This is a genomic window from Acinetobacter johnsonii CIP 64.6 (genome assembly GCF_000368045.1).
GTDB lineage: Bacteria > Pseudomonadota > Gammaproteobacteria > Pseudomonadales > Moraxellaceae > Acinetobacter > Acinetobacter johnsonii.
Window position 1 is genome coordinate 96,565 of the sequence record NZ_KB849236.1, and the last position, 18,229, is coordinate 114,793.

Genomic DNA, 18,229 nt, shown 5'->3' on the forward strand with positions numbered 1-18,229 from the left:
AGCAGTAATGTCTAAATATATATTTAACGATAACCAAATCGCCATTATTGAAAAACTAGACCTTAATTTAGGTATAGAAGAAGCAGAGAAGTTATTTACATCTGATGAGCACAGTTGGGAAGAGTTGGAAACATTACTTAAAGTTGCTAATGCACTTTACAGATCAGGTTATCCGATTATTGAGGATGAGACGTATGATGAATATCTTAACTACTTCAAAACTCATGATCCAGACAATCCATACTTATTAAATGTAGAGCCTGAAGTTTTAATCGATAGTAAGACTGTCCGACTTCCAAAGAAAATGCTTTCTACTGATAAAGCATATTCTTTTGAAGAAATTAAAAAATGGACGGAAAGAATTACTAAAGCAGCGTCAGAAATTGATTTTGATCAAAATTTAATTCGTATTAGGGTTACACCGAAACTTGATGGTTATGCTGCTTATGATGATGGCATAACTCTCTATACCCGAGGTGATGGGACAAGAGGTCAAGATATTACTCGTGCATTTGAACGAGGGCTCAAAGTATCAGAAAATGCAGGAAGAGGTTTAGGTCCGGGCGAAATCGTAATCAAGAAAAGTTACTTTAATGAAGTGTTGAGTGAAAAATTTGAAAACTCACGCAATATCCAAGCAGCAATTATTGCTGAAAAGAAAGTTGATGAAGATGTTCAAAAGGCAATTGATGAAGGTGCCTGTGTCTTCTACCCTTTTTCACTATTAGATAACTGGACGGGAAGTATTGAAGAGTTGTTGTCAAAATTTGATAGTATTCTTGAAAGTATGTGGAACTCAATTGATTTTGATATTGATGGATTAGTCTTAGAATCAACAAATGCACCGATTAAAGAGCATATGGGCTCTACGAGAAAATTCCATAGGTGGCAAATCGCTTTTAAAGTGAATGAAGAATCGGCTGAAGTCGAAGTATTGAAAGTTGTTCATCAGACTTCAAGGACTGGTCGAGTTTCACCAGTAGCTGAATTGGTTCCGACAAAACTTAGTGGGGCTACTTTAAGCAGGGCAACCGTTCATCACTACAATATGGTGAAGACAAATGGAGTTGGTCCTGGCGCAATCATTAAGCTAGTCAGAAGTGGCTTAGTTATTCCAAAAATTGAAGAAGTTATCAAACGAGCAGAGCCAGAATTACCTGAAAATTGTCCTAGTTGTGGTGCTCACCTTATTTGGGAAGGTGATCATTTAATATGCCCGAATAAGTCAGACTGTCCTGCCCAAACTGAGAATACACTGATTCATTTTTTTAAAACATTGGGTAATGTAGATGGCTTTGGGCCAAAGGTGATTGAAAAAATAACTAATCAAGGTATTAAGCACATCCATGAAATTTATCAGATTCCTAAGCATCAATTTGTCGAGTTTGGATTTGGAGATAAAACGTCACAGAATCTTATCGATCAACTCCAAGCAAGTAGACAGATTGAAATAGAGGATTGGAGGTTTCTTGCTGCATTTGGAGTTACCCGATTAGCTGGCGGAAACTGTGAGAAATTACTTCGGCATCATGCCCTAGTTCAGGTTTTCGAAATATCAGTCGAGGATATGGTTAAAATAGATGGATTTGCACAACTAAGCGCTGAAGCTATTGTTGAAGGTTTAGCAAACGTTAGAGAAGAGTTTTTCAAAGTATATAACCTCGGTTTCAACTTAAGTGTTACACCCAAGGAATCTGATAGAGAAAGTTCAGATTCGCCTATAGCTGGAGCAGTCGTTGTATTTACTGGCTCGATGCAACAAGGTTCCCGTAGTGATATGGAAAAGCAGGCAAAAGCACTTGGAGCTAACGTGGCTAAATCGGTTACTGGTAAAACCACATATCTAGTAACTGGCGACAAGGTCGGTGAAACTAAGATTAATGCAGCCCGTGATAAAGGCGTTAAGGTCTTGACTGAACAGGAATATCTTAAATTAATTGGGGAACTTTAGAAAGCGGCTCATTGCTAAACGCCAGTCGCGAATAGGCATACACTGGTGGCCAACCAATAAACGCATTAAAATCAGGAATTAACAAATGACAAGTTTACAACAACGTGCCGAACTTCAACGCCAAATATGGGCGATTGCCAACGATGTTCGAGGCTCAGTGGATGGCTGGGATTTTAAACAATATGTACTGGGTACGCTGTTCTACCGTTTTATCAGTGAAAACTTTGTCAACTACATCACAGGCGGAGATGAGAGCGTTAATTATGCTGCCATGTCTGACGATGATGAAAACATCAAGTTTGCTCAAGAAGATGCCATTAAAACCAAAGGCTATTTTCTTTACCCTAGCCAGTTGTTTAGCAATGTAGCGGCTAATGCACACAAAAACGAAAATTTAAATACGGATTTGGCAGCAATTTTTGCTGCAATCGAAAACTCAGCCAATGGCTATGATTCAGAAAAAGACATCAAAGGCTTGTTTGCGGATTTTGATACCACCAGTAATCGTCTGGGTAATACGGTAGAGGCAAAAAACAAACGCCTGGCAGCCGTGTTAAAAGGGGTCGCAGGGTTATCTTTTGGCAATTTTGAAGATAACCAAATTGATTTGTTTGGTGATGCCTACGAATTCTTAATTTCAAACTACGCAGCGAATGCTGGTAAATCTGGTGGCGAGTTTTTCACACCTCAGCACGTATCAAAGCTAATCGCCCAGCTCGCCATGCATGGTCAAACCAGCGTGAATAAAATATATGACCCTGCTTGTGGCTCAGGATCGTTACTTTTACAAGCGAAGAAGCACTTTGATGCGCATATCATTGACGATGGCTTCTACGGTCAAGAGCTAAACCACACAACTTACAACTTGGCGCGTATGAACATGTTTTTGCACAACATCAACTACGACAAGTTTAATATTCAGTTAGGTGATACCTTAACAGAACCTCATTTTCTGGATGACAAACCATTTGATGCAATTGTCTCCAACCCACCTTATTCCGTGAAATGGATTGGTAGCGACGACCCAACCCTAATCAACGATGACCGCTTTGCTCCTGCGGGTGTACTAGCGCCTAAATCAAAAGCCGACTTTGCCTTTGTGCTGCATGCGCTCAGTTACTTATCAAGCAAAGGCCGAGCGGCGATTGTTTGCTTCCCGGGTATTTTTTACCGTGGTGGTGCGGAGCAAAAGATTCGCCAGTACCTAGTAGATAACAACTACGTTGAAACTGTGATTTCGCTTGCACCGAATCTTTTCTTCGGTACGACCATTTCCGTCAATATCTTGGTGCTTTCTAAACATAAAACCGACACCACAACGCAGTTTATTGATGCCAGCGGTCTGTTTAAAAAAGAAACCAATAACAACACTCTTACTGATCAGCACATAGAAGACATCATGAAGGTGTTTGCTAGCAAAGAGAACATTGATCACTTTGCTCAATCCGTTGATTTGGACGACATCGTAAAAGCAGACTACAACCTCTCGGTTAGCAGCCATGTTCAAGCCAAAGATACTCGTGAGGTGGTGAACATCAATGTGCTTAACGCTGAACTGAAAACTACCGTTGCTAAAATAGACCAGCTTCGCAGGGATATTGATGCCATTGTGGCGGAGATTGAAGATGAGGAGTTAGGCGTATGAGTAATTTGAATTTTTTGGAAAAATTGCTCGATGGTGTTGAGGTGGTTTGGTGGCCAGTCAGTGACGTTACCAAACGCACTAATAATATAAAGTGGCAAGAAGCAACAAGGAGTTATCAATATATTGATCTAACTTCTGTAAGCATTGACACAAAAACTATAATAGAAACATCAGAAGTAACATCTAGCAATGCGCCCAGCCGTGCTCAAAAACTCGTAAAAAAAGATGATGTGCTATTTGCAACCACTCGTCCTACACAAATGCGGTATTGCCTAATTGATGAAGAATACAACGGAGCAGTAGCAAGTACTGGATATTGTGTATTGCGAGTAAATCAAGAAGTGGTTCTACCTAAATGGATTTTGCATTTGGTTTCTTCTGGTGAATTTAAAAAGTACCTTGAAGAGAATCAGAGTGGTTCCGCATATCCAGCTATTTCTGATGCAAAGGTCAAAGAGTTCAAAATCCCCATCCCATGCCCAAATAACCCAGAAAAATCGCTGGCAATACAAGCTGAAATTGTGCGCATTCTGGACGCATTTACCGCCATGACCGCCGAGCTGACCGCCGAGCTGACCGCCGAGCTTAACCTACGCAAAAAACAATACAACTACTATCGCGACCAGTTGTTGAGTTTTGAAGAGGGCGAAGTTGAGTGGAAGACGTTAGGTGAAGTTGCGACGCTGCGGCGCGGACGAGTGATGTCAAAAGGTTATTTGGAGGAAAACTCAGGAGAATATCCCGTATACAGCTCTCAAACTGCAAAAAATGGAATGATTGGATCAATCGATACTTTCGATTTTGATGGAGAGTTCATTAGCTGGACAACTGACGGAGCTAATGCTGGCACTGTCTTTTACCGAACCGGTAAGTTCTCTATTACGAATGTTTGCGGTTTAATTAAAATTAATGATGAATCTAAGCTTATCTATAAATACCTGTACTATTGGTTGACCATAGAAGCACAAAAGCATGTTTATTCAGGAATGGGAAATCCCAAGCTGATGAGTCATCAGGTCGAAAAAATCCCTGTGCCTATACCTTGCTCAGGTAACGAAGAAAGGTCGTTAAATAAGCAGCAGAGAATAGTAGCTATTCTCGATAAGCTCGAAGCTTTGACGTTTTCTATCACCGAAGGCCTACCCCGCGAAATCGAGCTACGCCAAAAGCAATACGAGTATTATCGTGACCTGTTGTTGAGCTTCCCGAAATCTCATTCAGATGAGGCAGCTTAATGAGTAAAACGCTAACGGAAATAGCAGAGTTGTTGCAAGCATCCGACAAAAAGGTGCAGTTAATCTATGCCTTTAATGGCACAGGTAAAACACGTTTGTCGCGTGAATTTAAAGGGATCATAGCCCCGAAAGATGATGGGCAAGATGCGCTTGCCGATGCAGAGCAAGCGCCACTATCGCGCCACAAGATTTTGTATTACAACGCGTTTACGGAAGACTTATTTTACTGGGATAATGATTTATATGCGGATGCAGAGCCGAAGTTAAAAATCCAACCCAATACATTTACCGATTGGATTTTGCAAGAGCAAGGGCAAGACATGAACGTGATCAGCACGTTCCAGCGTTACGCCAATGATAAACTTACGCCACGCTTTAATCCGCAATACACGGCTAAACACAAAGACGGAAAAGATGTTACCGTCAAAGCCTTTTCTGAGGTGACGTTTTCACATCAAGGTGGCGATGACGAACCGGATAGAAAAATTAAAATATCAAAGGGTGAAGAAAGTAACTTTATTTGGAGTATTTTTTATTCATTGCTCGAACAAGTGATTAGCATCTTAAATGTACCTGAAGATGCTGGCCGCGAAACAGACCAGTTTAACCAATTACAATATGTGTTTATTGATGACCCAGTGAGCTCGTTAGATGATAACCATCTAATAGAGTTGGCTGTTGATTTAGCACGCTTAATTAAGTCGAGTGATTTCGCTATTTCTGGTCTTAAGTTCATCATCACCACTCATAATCCGCTTTTTTATAATGTTTTGCATAACGAGTTTAATCGAGCACCCAAGTTCGTTTTGCGCAAGCTCGATGATGGCAAGCATGACCTGATTGAGCAAGAAAATGATTCGCCCTTCTCGTATCACCTGCATTTAAAGAATGAGTTAATGAAAGCGGCAGACTCAGGCGATATCCACAAATACCACTTTAATTTTTTGCGAAATGTACTGGAAAAAACCTCAACGTTTTTGGGGTGCGAAGAGTGGGGTGAGTTGTTGCCCGGTGTCAAAGGTAATAGGGCTACCGGGCAAGTAAACCCCTACGCACGGGTGATTAATTTATATAACCATGCAAAACACGCAGGCCATGAAGTGGCCGAAGTCGAAGAAGATCATAAGCGCGTCTTTAAGTTTTTAGTGAAAGAGATAGACAATATTTATAAAGGCATGCGCACTCAACAAGGGACACAGGCTTAGGAATAGATATGGCAGAATACAAAGCAATCGCAGAGTCTAAAAATTATATTGTTTTAGATAAATACACACGCCAAGACCAAATTGCTGAGGGCTACCAAAGCGAAGGTGATTTAGAGCGTGAGCTGATTCAGGACCTAAGCAACCAAGGCTATGAGTATTTACCTGCGCTAACGACACCCGATGCCATGATGGTGAATGTGCGTAAACAATTACAAGCCCTCAATAAGGTCGAGTTTACTGATGCCGAGTGGGCTCGCTTTTGCGAGCAATACTTAAACACCCCAAGCGACAATATTCTCGACAAAACCCGCAAGGTGCACAGCGACTATATCTTTGATTTTGTCTTCGATGATGGTCATATCGAAAACATCTACTTGTTCGACAAGAAGACCATTGCTCGCAACAAAGTGCAGGTCATTAAGCAGTTTGAGCAAACGGGAAGCCATGCCAACCGTTATGACGTGACGATTTTGGTCAATGGTTTGCCTTTGGTGCAAATTGAACTGAAAAAGCGTGGTGTGGCAATCCGTGAGGCGTTCAACCAAATACATCGCTACAGCAAAGAAAGCTTTAATGCAGAGAACTCGTTGTACAAGTTCTTGCAGCTGTTTGTGATCTCTAATGGCACCGACACGCGCTATTTTGCCAACACGACCAAGCGCGACAAAAACAGCTTCGATTTTACGATGAACTGGGCGAAGTCAGACAATACGCTGATCAAGGATTTAAAAGACTTTACCGCCACTTTTTTCCAGAAAGAGACCTTACTTGAAGTGATCTTGCGTTACTCGGTGTTTGATGTCAGCAATACCTTACTTGTAATGCGCCCCTACCAGATTGCGGCCACTGAGCGCATTTTATGGAAGATAAAGAGCGCGTTTAACGCTAAGAATTGGAGCAACACCGAGAGCGGTGGGTACATTTGGCACACCACAGGTTCAGGTAAAACACTTACTAGCTTTAAAGCGGCACGTTTGGCCACCGATTTAGACTGTATCGATAAAGTCTTTTTTGTGGTGGACAGAAAAGACCTCGACTATCAGACGATGAAAGAGTATCAGCGCTTCTCACCTGATAGTGTGAACGGTTCAGACAGCACCGCAGGGCTTAAGAGTAACCTGGATAAAGACGATAACAAGATTGTCGTCACCACCATCCAAAAGCTCAATAACTTAATCAAAAGTGAAAGCGATTTAGCTATCTACAACAAGCAGGTTGTCTTTATTTTTGATGAGTGTCATCGCAGCCAGTTCGGTGAAGCGCAGAAAAACCTGAAGAAGAAATTCAAAAAGTACTACCAGTTTGGCTTTACCGGTACGCCAATTTTCCCTGAAAACGCCTTGGGTGCTGAAACCACGGGCAGCGTGTTTGGCCAGCAGTTGCACACTTATGTGATCACTGATGCCATTCGTGATGAAAAAGTACTCAAGTTTAAAGTGGACTATAACGATGTTCGCCCTCAATTTAAGAGCATTGAAACAGAACAAGATGATAAAAAGTTAAGCGCGGCTGAGAACAAGCAAGCATTTTTACACCCGATGCGTATTCGCGAAATCTCGCAGTACATCTTGAATAATTTCAACCAGAAAACCCATCGAGCCTATTCTGGTGCCAAAGGGTTTAACGCCATGTTTGCGGTCAGTAGTGTTGATGCAGCTAAAGCCTATTATGAAACCTTCAAAACCTTGCAGGCTGAAGCTGAAAAGGGCGCTACAAGTAAGCCACTCCGCGTAGCGACCATATTTTCGTTTGCTGCCAACGAAGAACAAGATGCTATTGGCGATATTTTAGATGAGAGTTTTGAAGTAAGCGCAATGAATAGCAGCGCTAAAGAGTTTCTGGGCGCAGCAATTGCTGACTATAACGCTATGTTTAAATCAAATTACGGTGTAGACAGCAATGGTTTTCAAAACTATTACCGTGATCTAGCCCAACGGGTTAAAAATCAGGAAATAGATCTGCTAATTGTTGTCGGGATGTTTTTAACTGGCTTTGATGCACCAACGTTAAATACTTTGTTTGTTGATAAGAACCTGCGCTACCACGGGTTGATGCAGGCCTTTTCTCGTACTAATCGTATTTATGATGCGACGAAAACCTTTGGCAACATTGTTACCTTCCGTGATTTGGAACAAGCGACCATTGATGCCATCACCTTGTTCGGTGATAAAAACACCAAAAATGTTGTGCTAGAAAAGAGCTACAAAGAATACATGGAAGGCTTTACCGATATCGTTACAGGACAAGCTCGTCGAGGTTTTGTTGATATCGTAAAAGAGCTGCAAGAGCGTTTTCCAAACCCAGAAAATATTGAAAAAGAACAAGATAAAAAAGAATTTGCCAAACTGTTTGGTGAATACCTAAAGGCAGAAAATATTTTACAAAACTACGATGAGTTTGCTGGATTAAAAGCACTGCAAAGCTTAGATACCAGTGATGGACAAGCTGTTGAAGAGTTCAAGTCAAAGTACTATCTGGACGATGCTGACATCGAGTCAATGCAAACCATCGATATGCCGAGCGAACGTGCTATCCAAGATTATCGCTCTACTTACAATGATACCCGTGACTGGTTGAGACGCGATAAAGAAGGTCAGGACAAAGATAAGTCAACGGTAGACTGGGGCGATGTGGTCTTTGAAATTGATTTGCTTAAATCGCAAGAAATCAACCTCGATTACATTCTTGAACTGATTTTTGATCAAAATAAAAAGAACAAGAGTAAAGAAGGCTTGATTGAAGAAGTTCGTCGTATGATCCGCGGTAGCCTTGGTAATAGAGCGAAAGAGAGCTTAGTGGTTGATTTTATTAACCAGACAAACCTAGATGAGATCAATGACAAAGCCAGCATTATCGATGCTTTCTTCAAATTCGCCCAGGCGGAGCAGAAGCGCGAAGCCGATGCCATTATTGCCTCTGAAAAGCTCAATATCGATGCTGCCAAACGCTATATTGCGTCATCACTCAAGCGTGAGTACGCTTCGGAAAATGGCACTGCTCTTAATGAAGCGCTGCCCAAACTCAGCCCGTTGAATCCGCAGTACCGAACCCAGAAGCAAACGGTTTTTCAGAAAATCGCTGCTTTTGTTGAAAAGTTCAAAGGTGTGGGTGGGCAGATATAGAATCTCTTGAGGGAATAGATCAATGGAGGATGCAGTTAGCTAAGAGCTATTTCACTTTAAAATCAGCCACTCTTAAAGAGTGGCTTCCACATCAGAAGAGTTGTTCTTTCTCATCCAATCACCAGTAATTTCAAATTTAAAAGCGTTATGAATTATTCTGTCTAGGATCAGGCAACCCGACTAAAATGTAAGCGTCCGCTGAATCCCATACCTATTTTTTAATTCGATTTAGGTTTCCAGCAGTGCGGCAGCAATTCTTCAATTTGGGTCACTTTGTGTGTCGGTAACCTTTTCAGCACATCACTTAAATAGGCATACGGATCCAAGCCATTCAGCTTTGCTGACTGGATTAAAGTCATGATGTTTGCCGCTCGCTGACCACTGCGCAGCGAACCTGCAAACAGCCAGTTCTTGCGTCCCAACGCCCAGGGACGCATCTGATTCTCTACCCAATTGTTGCATATCGGTAGATTGCCATCATCCAGATAGCGGCTTAAGGCTGGCCAACGCTTCAGAGTGTAATTGATAGCCTTGGCGGTGGGAGAACTCGATGGCACTGTCAGATGATGTTGGTTGAGCCATTCATATAGTTGTTGCATCACTGGTTGACTATGCTGTTGTCGGTATTCGCGGCGGTCTTCCGCTGTACCATCGGTCTTTTTCCTGAGTTCTGCTTCTATCGCATACAGTTTCTGAATCAGCACTAAGGCCTGTTCAGCAACCTGACTTTTCCCAGTTACATGCAGTTCATGGAATTTACGACGTGCATGGGCCATGCACCCTACCTCAATCACCTGGCCTGATTTAAAACGTGCTTTATAACCACTGTAATCATCACAGACTAGATAGCCCTGCCAGCCTTTCAAGAACTCTTCAGCATGCTGGCCTGAACGACTATCCTGAAAGTCATAGATCACCGCCTGAACTGGATTATACTGTGTGGTGGCATAGGCCCAGACATAACCTTTCTTCGGTTTTTTATTATTCTCACCCATCCGCATGATGGTGACCGGTGTTTCATCTGCATGCAGCACCCGCTGTTGCAGCACCACCTCTTTTAAGGCATTGGCCAGAGGTTCCAGTTCTACACCGCAGCGACCTATCCAGTCAGATAAAGTGGATCTGGACAGATCAATGCCAGCCCGCTGATAGATCAGGCGCTGACGGTACAGCGGCAAATGATCGGCATACTTCGATACCAGCACATGGCTGAGCAATTCAGGTGAAGCAATGCCTTTATCAATCACATAGGCGGGCATCGCTTGCTGAGTCAGAGTGTCACACTGATCACAGACCCATTTACCACGCACATGCTGTTCCTTATAGAACTGTGCCGGTCTGAAATGCAGTTTTTCACTGACATCTTCGCCGATACGACGGAGTTGGCAGCCACAAGCACATTGGGTTGATGCAGGTTCATGCTCAATACGGATGGTGTGTAGATGATCTGGCAGTGGTCGACGTTTAGGTTTATTGGTTTTGGCTTTCTGTGTCGCTGCATTGGTTTTATCTGCATTTAGCCGTTCCAGTTCTAGATCAACCGCGGCAATATCTTCTTCAACCGCTTCATCCCACAGATGGATTTGTTTTGCCGTTAAGTGTTCATTCCTTTGGGCGAATTTGTGCTTTTTAAACAGCGCCAGTTCATGCTCGTATTTTTGATTGAGAATAGAAAGATGTTGAACTTTGGCATCCAATTGTTGGTTTGATTGTGCTAGAGACTGATGCTGCAGCGCCAACTGCCTGGTGAATTCCAGCAGTTGTTCATGGGTCAGTTGGCTTAAGTCAGGCAGCGTATTCATGACCGCAGTATGCCTGAGGTCATGAGAAGAATGAAATAGAACGTTTGGAGAATAGCAGAATGGAACAGCCTGGTTTAAAGCATCGTCACCACCTGCTGTCGTCCAATGCGCTGCCAGGGCAAACCTTGGATTAATGCCTGTAACTGTTCCGGGCTGAGGGCCACGGTTTCACCTTGGTGAACTTGAGCCCAGTGAAATTTGCCCTGTTCCAGCCGCCGGGCACACAGCCAGATGCCCAATCCATCATGTACCAGCACTTTCATGCGATGGCCACGTTTATTACAGAACAGGTAAGCACAATGCGGTTTGATGTAGCCAAAGGCTCTCACCACCTGAGCCATGGTCGTATCCATACCTGCACGCATGTCCATGGGCTGAGTAGACAACCAGATTTCATCAATGCGGATCATGTTGCAAGTGCCTTGAGTAATTCTGCCAAGGCAGGTATTTCTGATGTCTGCCATTTTAGCTGAATATCATTATTCGTATGAGGCACGGTGATACACAACGTGATCCTCTCATCAATAGGTTGGCTGATTGCAGCAGTGTAAGGCAAAGCAATAAATGCTGGATTCACATGAGTAGGATCCTGCACGGCACCCTCATGATGGCTGAAGATCCTGATCCAACGACTGACAAGGTTGGCATTAATACTATGTTGCAGTGCGACCGAAGCGATCGAGGTATTAGGATTTTTTGCAGGCATTGACAATACTGAGTTTGAATTCTTTGCTGTATTTTCGGCGTTTTTTAGCAACAGGAGGTGTTGCTGAATATATATCCATGTTCATGGATTAAGTCCCCACTTGTTTTTAGGTGGGAACTAAATTAAGGCTTATAGGATCGCTTGGTAAGGCTGTGTTAGCCGGATGCTTACACTAAAATTAAAAAATAGGTATGGGTTTCAGCGGACGCTTACTGAAGAACAAAGGCAGATTGGTTTTATGTGAACTTCTTAAATCCATCTATCGTTGAGAGAAGAGAATCTAAAGCTTCAGCTTCGTTTATTTCCTTTAAGCGGAATAAATTTGCAATTGAGATCATTTTTTTTACACGAATTCTAACTTGAGGAGAAACATTGCTCATATCTATATCTCCTTGATCATTTTTTTCATTGTATTCAGTGGCTAGATGCACATAATGTGACATAGATTCATTGTTTGCGTGCATGGTAACTTTACGGCATGCATTTGAAGCAACACTCAGAATACTTGAAAAGCTACCTTGTGCTGATATTTTCTTAATTGCTTTAGCTATATTAAGGGTAATAAATCTATGGCGAAAAGAATGATTGGTTAGGTGCCTCAGAGTCTCACAATATTTACTACCGTTAATAACCTTTTTTGTATAATTTTTTAAATAAGTAGATTTTAATGGTTTTCCTGTGACTGAATCGACAAAAAGAGCATCATGCTCCATATCAGGAAACATATCTTCAATTACATGGACGTATAAAAGAATAACTTGAATATCCTCATGGGTAGTCCTCACTGATCGAGTTTTACCTTTGTATTTTCCTTTCCTTATGGGAATATTTCGGATTATTGGCTGCTTGTCACTGATGAGTAATGAATCTGCTGCCTTTTTTATCATAGTTCGGGTTATCTCGTGAGCTTCACTTATTCTAGAGCCTGTAATATCTAGTAATGTGGTTAAGGCTTCCCACCTGCTTATGAGGAATGTATTTATTCTTGGGTGGTTGGTTGTGCAGTTGATGGCATCTAGCCACATAACTAACTCGTGATCATGAATGTATTCAGCTTCAGAGGCAATGTTAATTAGTCCGACAAGTGATTCATGATAAAAGTATTCACCTGTTATACTTCCTTTCTTGAATTTAAGTTTTTCATAATGCACGCTGAATATTTTATCTGGATCTTTCTCTGTAGTACCCAGGTTCCATTCTGGATATATTTTGCTGAGATAATCTATATACTCAATTGCAGTCCTTCCATGTTGAATAATAGTACCGTCTTTAATATTCCTATCTTTTGACTCCTTAATATATTGATAAAGAGTGCTGTCATTAATCTCACTCAGATTTATAGAATTATCTTCAAGGAAATCACAGAACAAGTTTAAACTATATGCTTTTTTCTGAACGGTTTTTGCTAATGGGCGAATATTATATGTTTGTGAACCACCGCCATAATGAGTAATAAATGAATTAGCATCCCAATCAAACTTACCACCTTTCTTTAAAATCATGGGAAGTGGGCAATCATTGTGTTGGTCTATTCGCCTACTAGTATTGAGAAATTTAAGGTTAGGATCTTTTGCAACGACTACAGAAGACATTATTTAACCAGCCAGAGTCGATTTCTACCTAGGATTTGAGCTTGAGATAGAATAAGTTTTCTATATGCAGCATCGATTTCCTTATCTTCTCGACATTGATCTAAAAGGCTCATATAAGCTCTATAAACTTCCGCTAATGCAACACGTAATTCCTCGTTTTCAGTTTTTAGTTTGTTCACTTCATTTTGTGATATTCTGGCGGTGGAATTACCTTTATCCTTCCTTTCTGATTCTGAGAGTTTAGAAAGCCTATGATTGGCATTTTTAATTGAATCAATTAGATCGTTTAAATATTTTAAGTTATGCTCAGCATGAGCTGTATTGTAAGAATAAGATATAATATTAAGATCACTATCATCCCACTTATGAACTGAAGTTTGTGAGATGGTGTTTTTTTTCATTTCCAAGCTGCTAGGTATATCTTCAAAGTATTCTATCTTATTTATGAGTTCAGTTTTTCGCTTTATAGATGAGGATATTTCAATCTTTTTGTCGATAACTGGTTTCGAAGTTTCGCCCTTCTTAAACTTTGACATAACTAAATTCCTACTTTTATGGCTTAATAAAGTAAAAGAAAACTTCATTTCCATCAATCTTACAGAAACGGACTTGTTGACCTGTTTTTTCTTTATGTTCGTCAATCAATCTACGGACCAGTGTCTCTAGCACAGTTGAAATATTTATTGACTGTCTGGCTTTGTTAACGATGCTTCTTACTGCTTCATCACCATTAATATGCTTGTTTAATGATGCCCCTATCCGTGCAATAGTAGCCTCAGCTTCGTCGATCCATTCATCATCAGGTGACACTTCTGCATAATAGAATGTTTGATCGAGGTTAGAGTGACCCATGAACCAAGATAGCTCATCTAATCCAACTTGATCTGAGAAGTTAAAATACACTACAGCAAATAGTCTTCTAAATTGGTGTGTTGATGGATACCATCTTTTTCCATCGATCAGGGGAGATTCAATCCAGTCCATAAACATATTAATTGAAGCATTAATATAGTCAGCGCTTAAAGGGTGTTTAGAGTTTTCCCCGCCATCTTCACGAGCCGCACTTATTGATCTATATGATAATGCACAACCAAACAAAAATAGTTCATTCTCATCTCCTATAAAACCTCGTCTTTCTTCAAGTTCACATACCATTAAAGCGAACTCTAGACCGTAATCGTATATTAAATCAGGGATAGGTCTATATACTTTTTCTAACTCTAGCCTTTCTGAACTTTTAGGGATTTTCATGACTATGTCAAACAAACCATCAACTGGGGATTGTACAAAACAATTACGGTTTAAAGTCCGTAATGATGTTGTTCTGCCAGCAGAGAAGCTGGCGATCAGAATCCATATTGCAGCTGTGTAAAGTCTGATAGCCATATTAACAGACATGCCCTTTCTTAATTCGCTATAGTCAAATTTACTGTCATCTCCTTTTTCCCATGACGTAATAATTAAAGGTTTGAGAGAGTCTGGGATCTTAGTTGTTTTATATACATAATTCTTTATCTTTAGGTGATATTTCCTGCTGGTTGATAAAGCTATACCAAGTTCTATTATCCTGTTAACTTCGCCTTTAGATAAATCCGAAATGTACTGACGAAGTGGCTCCCCATAAACGCGTGCAAAATGTAATGCTGAGGAAGTTGTATGAAGGGATAATGAAATTGGCATCAATGGAGTTTTCACGCTATCGATCATTTCATCAAAAATAGTCCTTCCTACAGAAAACAGTTCGATTGGCGAATACTGAAATTTATATTTTTGGGCAGTTCTTGCAGTAAAAAAGGCTTCCAGTTTAGATATTTCATTAGAGATTGTACTTTGACTTGGATATAGATCAAATTCTATGTCAAACTCTCGTATACATGCATTATTGTATTCTCGCTTATACGCCAATTTAGAAGTAAAGCCATCATCTTTTGATTCTAAGTATTTAATTATCTTGCATTTAAGACTTTTAAATTCCCTGGTTGTAAGAGCAAACTCAGTTTTTATTAAAGACCAGTTTATATCGCGCTTTGAGCTCCATTTTATTAATATAAAATTAACTGCTTTCTCAAACAAATCCCTCTCTACATTGAAAGATAACAAGTAATGTTTCAGCTCTTTGAATTTGATTTGCTCTAGGCTTCTAACTAAAGGTTCGCTCTTGGAAATACGAAGTTCATTTGCATGGTAGATGAGGTGAATTACAGATATAGCAATATCCGAAATCCTAGCTGGTCTTGTAATTTTACCTGTTATATCAAGATAAAGAAGACTGTTACGGATATCTATTAATAATGCTTCATTAATTTTGTCAGTTAAATACTCATTGTCTGCAATCTTTTGTTTGAATTCAAACTTTTGTGCTTTATTAATGTTTCCCTTATAGAAGGTTAAACTAATACCAACTTTGGATAAGTACCAAGTTTTATCATTTATAGACTCGTTCAACATCCATCGAGGTTTAGGGTAAGAGGAATTAACAATGGTCTCTGGCAAGTCATTAGGATCTATGCGTTCCTTGATAGGGCTTAAATTACTTTTCATTATTTACACACCTAATAACTATTTTTCTCGACATTTAACTGTGCTTTCCTAAGCATATTCTTCATCCTTACTGAGGACTCTTGCCCAATCTTATCAAGTACATCTTTACAGTTTTTCTTTAACTTTTCATCTTTACCATCTTTCGCATACTTTATAGCTAACTGAAGGTTTAGATCAGATACACAAAAATATAGTGGGGTATCTTCCTCATTATCTATACAAGGGTTAGTTAGTTTTTCGTATAAATTACCTCCCATATCTGGATTATTGAAAACTTGTTTTAGCTGAAATTTAAATTCGGCCTCACTCATATTTAGTGACTCGAAAGGTAATTTATTAGATGAGGTAGCCATAAACAGAAATATCTTCTGAAAGTTTCTTATTTTAAGTCTGTAAATTATCTCAGTTAAATATTTCGGGATGTAACGATTAAGAGTTGTCTTAATAGCATTGCCAAAATATGCCGCAGTCTTGATGGAGTCGCCATTTGATTTTAAATAAATTAAAACACCTTTTGATGTACGTACTTTTTTTAATGTAGCTTCCTGCAAAGTCGTGTTCTGAGGTGAGAGCGTCAAGCAGAACTTATTAAATTTATTTTGGAATGTTTCAGGACTTGGAACAGTGACACCATGACAAGTTAGGCAAACCCATAGATCTCGTATTCCCAAGGTCTCTCTGATTCTTGCTGTCATTTCTAATGCCATTCTTAAGCAAGTTGCTGCATTTATTTCATATGCATCTATATCGGCTAATGATTTATAAGATCCTTCCGCCTTTCTTGAGTGAGCGTTTCTAGCTCGTGGCTTTAATGCTTTAATTCTTACAGAACCTTCATCATCCACTATAACAAATTCATGGCCGTGACCGTCAGATGATATTTTTACTTTATAAAGCGAGTACGGATTAATCCCTAATTCTTCTGTGATGATGGTTTGCATCGCAGATGCAATACTGCTTGTTAAGCCTAGATATCCAAGGATATCTTCGCTTATAGCGAGTTGGTAAATATTATGTTGAGTTTTGCCATTTAGTAGATTATTAAAATAATAATCGTAATAAGCGGTTAAATTATTTAAGCGTAGTGGATGTCTGCTATAAAAAGGATTTACCTTTGACTTAGAATTGCTGCCTTTTGTTTTACTTGTGAGAAATTGCGGGTGGTTCATGAATTCATCAAACTGGCTTTGCTCTATGATGATATTTTTATTACAAAAATTTTTGTACCCCTGAAAAACAATCTCTTGGGCATTTTTCACAAGGATACACAAGTTATATGAAAGTTCGCTCTTTAAAGACTCAATAAACTGGGGAGTGTTTATGTATTCATCACGCTTTTTTTCATCATACATGTCCACTTCACATATGAGCGGGTTGTCTTTTCGCACCTTTTCCGTATTTGTACACCTACGTAAATTGTCCGGCATTTCAACGTTTTTTGGCAATAGGCTATGTTTAACTAACACATCAATTGAGTTCTTAACGTTCTGGAATTTACTATATGCAGTATTTCTGTGATATTCATCAAGCAAGTTACCTCTATATTTTAAAAGCTCACCTTGAATAATTCTGGGATGTTTATACCACTCAATATTAGTTGATGAAATTTGCTCTAAAAATTGAATTAACGGGGCTCTATGATGTTTCTTATACTTAAAACTGTTAACGTGCTCTTTTAATCTATTAGCAATTTCTGGAGTGCAGGTGGAGTTTAGTATTTTCTTAAAGTTCTCATCGGCGCTGGATTCATGTGCGAAAAGATTTGATATTTCTTCTGGTATAATTTCTGACTTAATTAGTTCGAATTGAGATTTAGTTGTTGAAGCAAGAAAGCTATCTAGTTTACTTAATTCTTTTTTGTTAAAAAAGTCTATATTAATTAATCGCTTAATTAGTGTTTGAAGAGCATTGATTAAAACTCTACTGCTTGCAAAAGTGTGTCTTTTGTAAAGGTCTATTCGAATATAGTGTAGGCTTTTAGCTAGTTCACCTGAATCGTTATTGTTAAGCGCTTCATGCAGAACTGCTATGTATGTTTTTATTAAAAATGATAGTTTGGTTTGTTGCTGCTTACCCAACTGAGATATAAAATTAGAAATTAAATAATAAACATCAGCATTCAAAATTCCAGATAAGTTTTCAAGCCTTTCTTTAACAAAATGTGGGAGAGGTGGGGAATCTTTGTTAGTGAACCGTACCGGGTTTGTCGGAGACTTTTTATTTAAGTTAGGCCACCTGACCTAACTGGTTAATTTTATCATAGTACATTGCTTCAAAATCAAAAGGTGATACATAATCTAGCGCACTATGTACACGTTCTTTATTGAACCAATCCACCCAGTTTAGTGTCGCAAGTTGTACATCTGCTAAACCTTGCCAATCTGCTTTTAAATATTCAATCACCTCTGTTTTGTATAAGCCATTCACCGT

The 18,229-nt window shown here is 39.8% G+C and carries 12 protein-coding genes and 1 pseudogene; 5 read left to right on the plus strand and 8 right to left on the minus strand.

The window, feature by feature from the left end:
* The first annotated feature begins 7 nt into the window (after positions 1–7).
* From F986_RS11520 to F986_RS11540, 5 genes are all read left to right on the plus strand, one after another.
* Positions 8–1,951, plus strand: coding sequence for a BRCT domain-containing protein (locus F986_RS11520; protein ID WP_004695266.1), 1,944 nt, complete (start codon positions 8–10; stop codon positions 1,949–1,951).
* An 85-nt stretch (positions 1,952–2,036) separates the two neighbouring features.
* Positions 2,037–3,596 carry a type I restriction-modification system subunit M gene (locus F986_RS11525; protein WP_004695269.1) on the plus strand — a complete coding sequence of 520 codons (1,560 nt, stop codon included), beginning with the start codon at positions 2,037–2,039 and terminating at the stop codon, positions 3,594–3,596.
* The gene (locus tag F986_RS11530; RefSeq protein ID WP_004695270.1) at positions 3,593–4,831 is read left to right on the plus strand and encodes a restriction endonuclease subunit S; all 1,239 of its coding nucleotides are present in this window, start codon (positions 3,593–3,595) and stop codon (positions 4,829–4,831) included. The genes F986_RS11525 and F986_RS11530 overlap by 4 nt, the downstream gene beginning before the upstream one ends.
* On the plus strand, positions 4,831–6,036 hold the full coding sequence (locus tag F986_RS11535) for an AAA family ATPase (protein ID WP_004695272.1): 1,206 nt from the start codon (positions 4,831–4,833) through the stop codon (positions 6,034–6,036). The genes F986_RS11530 and F986_RS11535 overlap by 1 nt, the downstream gene beginning before the upstream one ends.
* An 8-nt stretch (positions 6,037–6,044) precedes the next feature.
* A complete protein-coding gene (locus tag F986_RS11540) occupies positions 6,045–9,158 on the plus strand; it encodes an HsdR family type I site-specific deoxyribonuclease (protein ID WP_004695274.1) in 3,114 nt (1,037 codons plus the stop codon).
* Positions 9,159–9,376: 218 nt separating this feature from the next.
* On the opposite strand, the gene F986_RS11545 is transcribed toward F986_RS11540, so the two are convergent.
* From F986_RS11545 to F986_RS11580, 8 genes and pseudogenes are all read right to left on the minus strand, one after another.
* Complete coding sequence (locus F986_RS11545) at positions 9,377–10,960, minus strand: IS66-like element ISAba25 family transposase (protein WP_001094410.1); 1,584 nt, start codon at positions 10,958–10,960, stop codon at positions 9,377–9,379.
* A 74-nt stretch (positions 10,961–11,034) separates the two neighbouring features.
* Entirely contained in the window at positions 11,035–11,370 is a 336-nt protein-coding gene (gene tnpB / locus F986_RS11550) for an IS66 family insertion sequence element accessory protein TnpB (protein WP_000618091.1), read from the minus strand.
* Positions 11,367–11,751, minus strand: a pseudogene (locus tag F986_RS18595) (transposase). The gene tnpB and the pseudogene F986_RS18595 overlap by 4 nt, the downstream one beginning before the upstream one ends.
* Before the next feature lie 151 nt (positions 11,752–11,902).
* A complete protein-coding gene (locus F986_RS11560; RefSeq protein ID WP_004695278.1) occupies positions 11,903–13,258 on the minus strand; it encodes a site-specific integrase in 1,356 nt (451 codons plus the stop codon).
* Positions 13,258–13,794 (minus strand): hypothetical protein, encoded by a 537-nt coding sequence (locus F986_RS11565; protein ID WP_004695280.1) that lies wholly within the window; start codon positions 13,792–13,794, stop codon positions 13,258–13,260. Before F986_RS11565 ends, F986_RS11560 begins: the two co-directional genes overlap by 1 nt.
* A 16-nt stretch (positions 13,795–13,810) precedes the next feature.
* On the minus strand, positions 13,811–15,799 hold the full coding sequence (locus F986_RS11570) for a site-specific integrase (RefSeq protein WP_004695281.1): 1,989 nt from the start codon (positions 15,797–15,799) through the stop codon (positions 13,811–13,813).
* An 11-nt stretch (positions 15,800–15,810) separates the two neighbouring features.
* Positions 15,811–17,922, minus strand: coding sequence for a hypothetical protein (locus tag F986_RS11575; protein ID WP_004695283.1), 2,112 nt, complete (start codon positions 17,920–17,922; stop codon positions 15,811–15,813).
* Between the two features lie 103 nt (positions 17,923–18,025).
* On the minus strand, positions 18,026–18,229 hold a 204-nt coding region (locus F986_RS11580; RefSeq protein ID WP_004695124.1), incomplete at its 5' end, for an integrase core domain-containing protein.

Excerpts from the sequence above, each read along its gene's own strand:
- F986_RS11520 (WP_004695266.1), top strand. The coding sequence starts at position 8 with ATGTCTAAATATATATTTAACGATAACCAAATCGCCATTATTGAAAAA.
- F986_RS11525 (WP_004695269.1), top strand. The coding sequence starts at position 2,037 with ATGACAAGTTTACAACAACGTGCCGAACTTCAACGCCAAATATGGGCG.
- F986_RS11530 (WP_004695270.1), top strand. The coding sequence starts at position 3,593 with ATGAGTAATTTGAATTTTTTGGAAAAATTGCTCGATGGTGTTGAGGTG.
- F986_RS11535 (WP_004695272.1), top strand. The coding sequence starts at position 4,831 with ATGAGTAAAACGCTAACGGAAATAGCAGAGTTGTTGCAAGCATCCGAC.
- F986_RS11540 (WP_004695274.1), top strand. The coding sequence starts at position 6,045 with ATGGCAGAATACAAAGCAATCGCAGAGTCTAAAAATTATATTGTTTTA.
- F986_RS11545 (WP_001094410.1), bottom strand. The coding sequence starts at position 10,960 with ATGAATACGCTGCCTGACTTAAGCCAACTGACCCATGAACAACTGCTG.
- tnpB (WP_000618091.1), bottom strand. The coding sequence starts at position 11,370 with ATGATCCGCATTGATGAAATCTGGTTGTCTACTCAGCCCATGGACATG.
- F986_RS11560 (WP_004695278.1), bottom strand. The coding sequence starts at position 13,258 with ATGTCTTCTGTAGTCGTTGCAAAAGATCCTAACCTTAAATTTCTCAAT.
- F986_RS11565 (WP_004695280.1), bottom strand. The coding sequence starts at position 13,794 with ATGTCAAAGTTTAAGAAGGGCGAAACTTCGAAACCAGTTATCGACAAA.
- F986_RS11570 (WP_004695281.1), bottom strand. The coding sequence starts at position 15,799 with ATGAAAAGTAATTTAAGCCCTATCAAGGAACGCATAGATCCTAATGAC.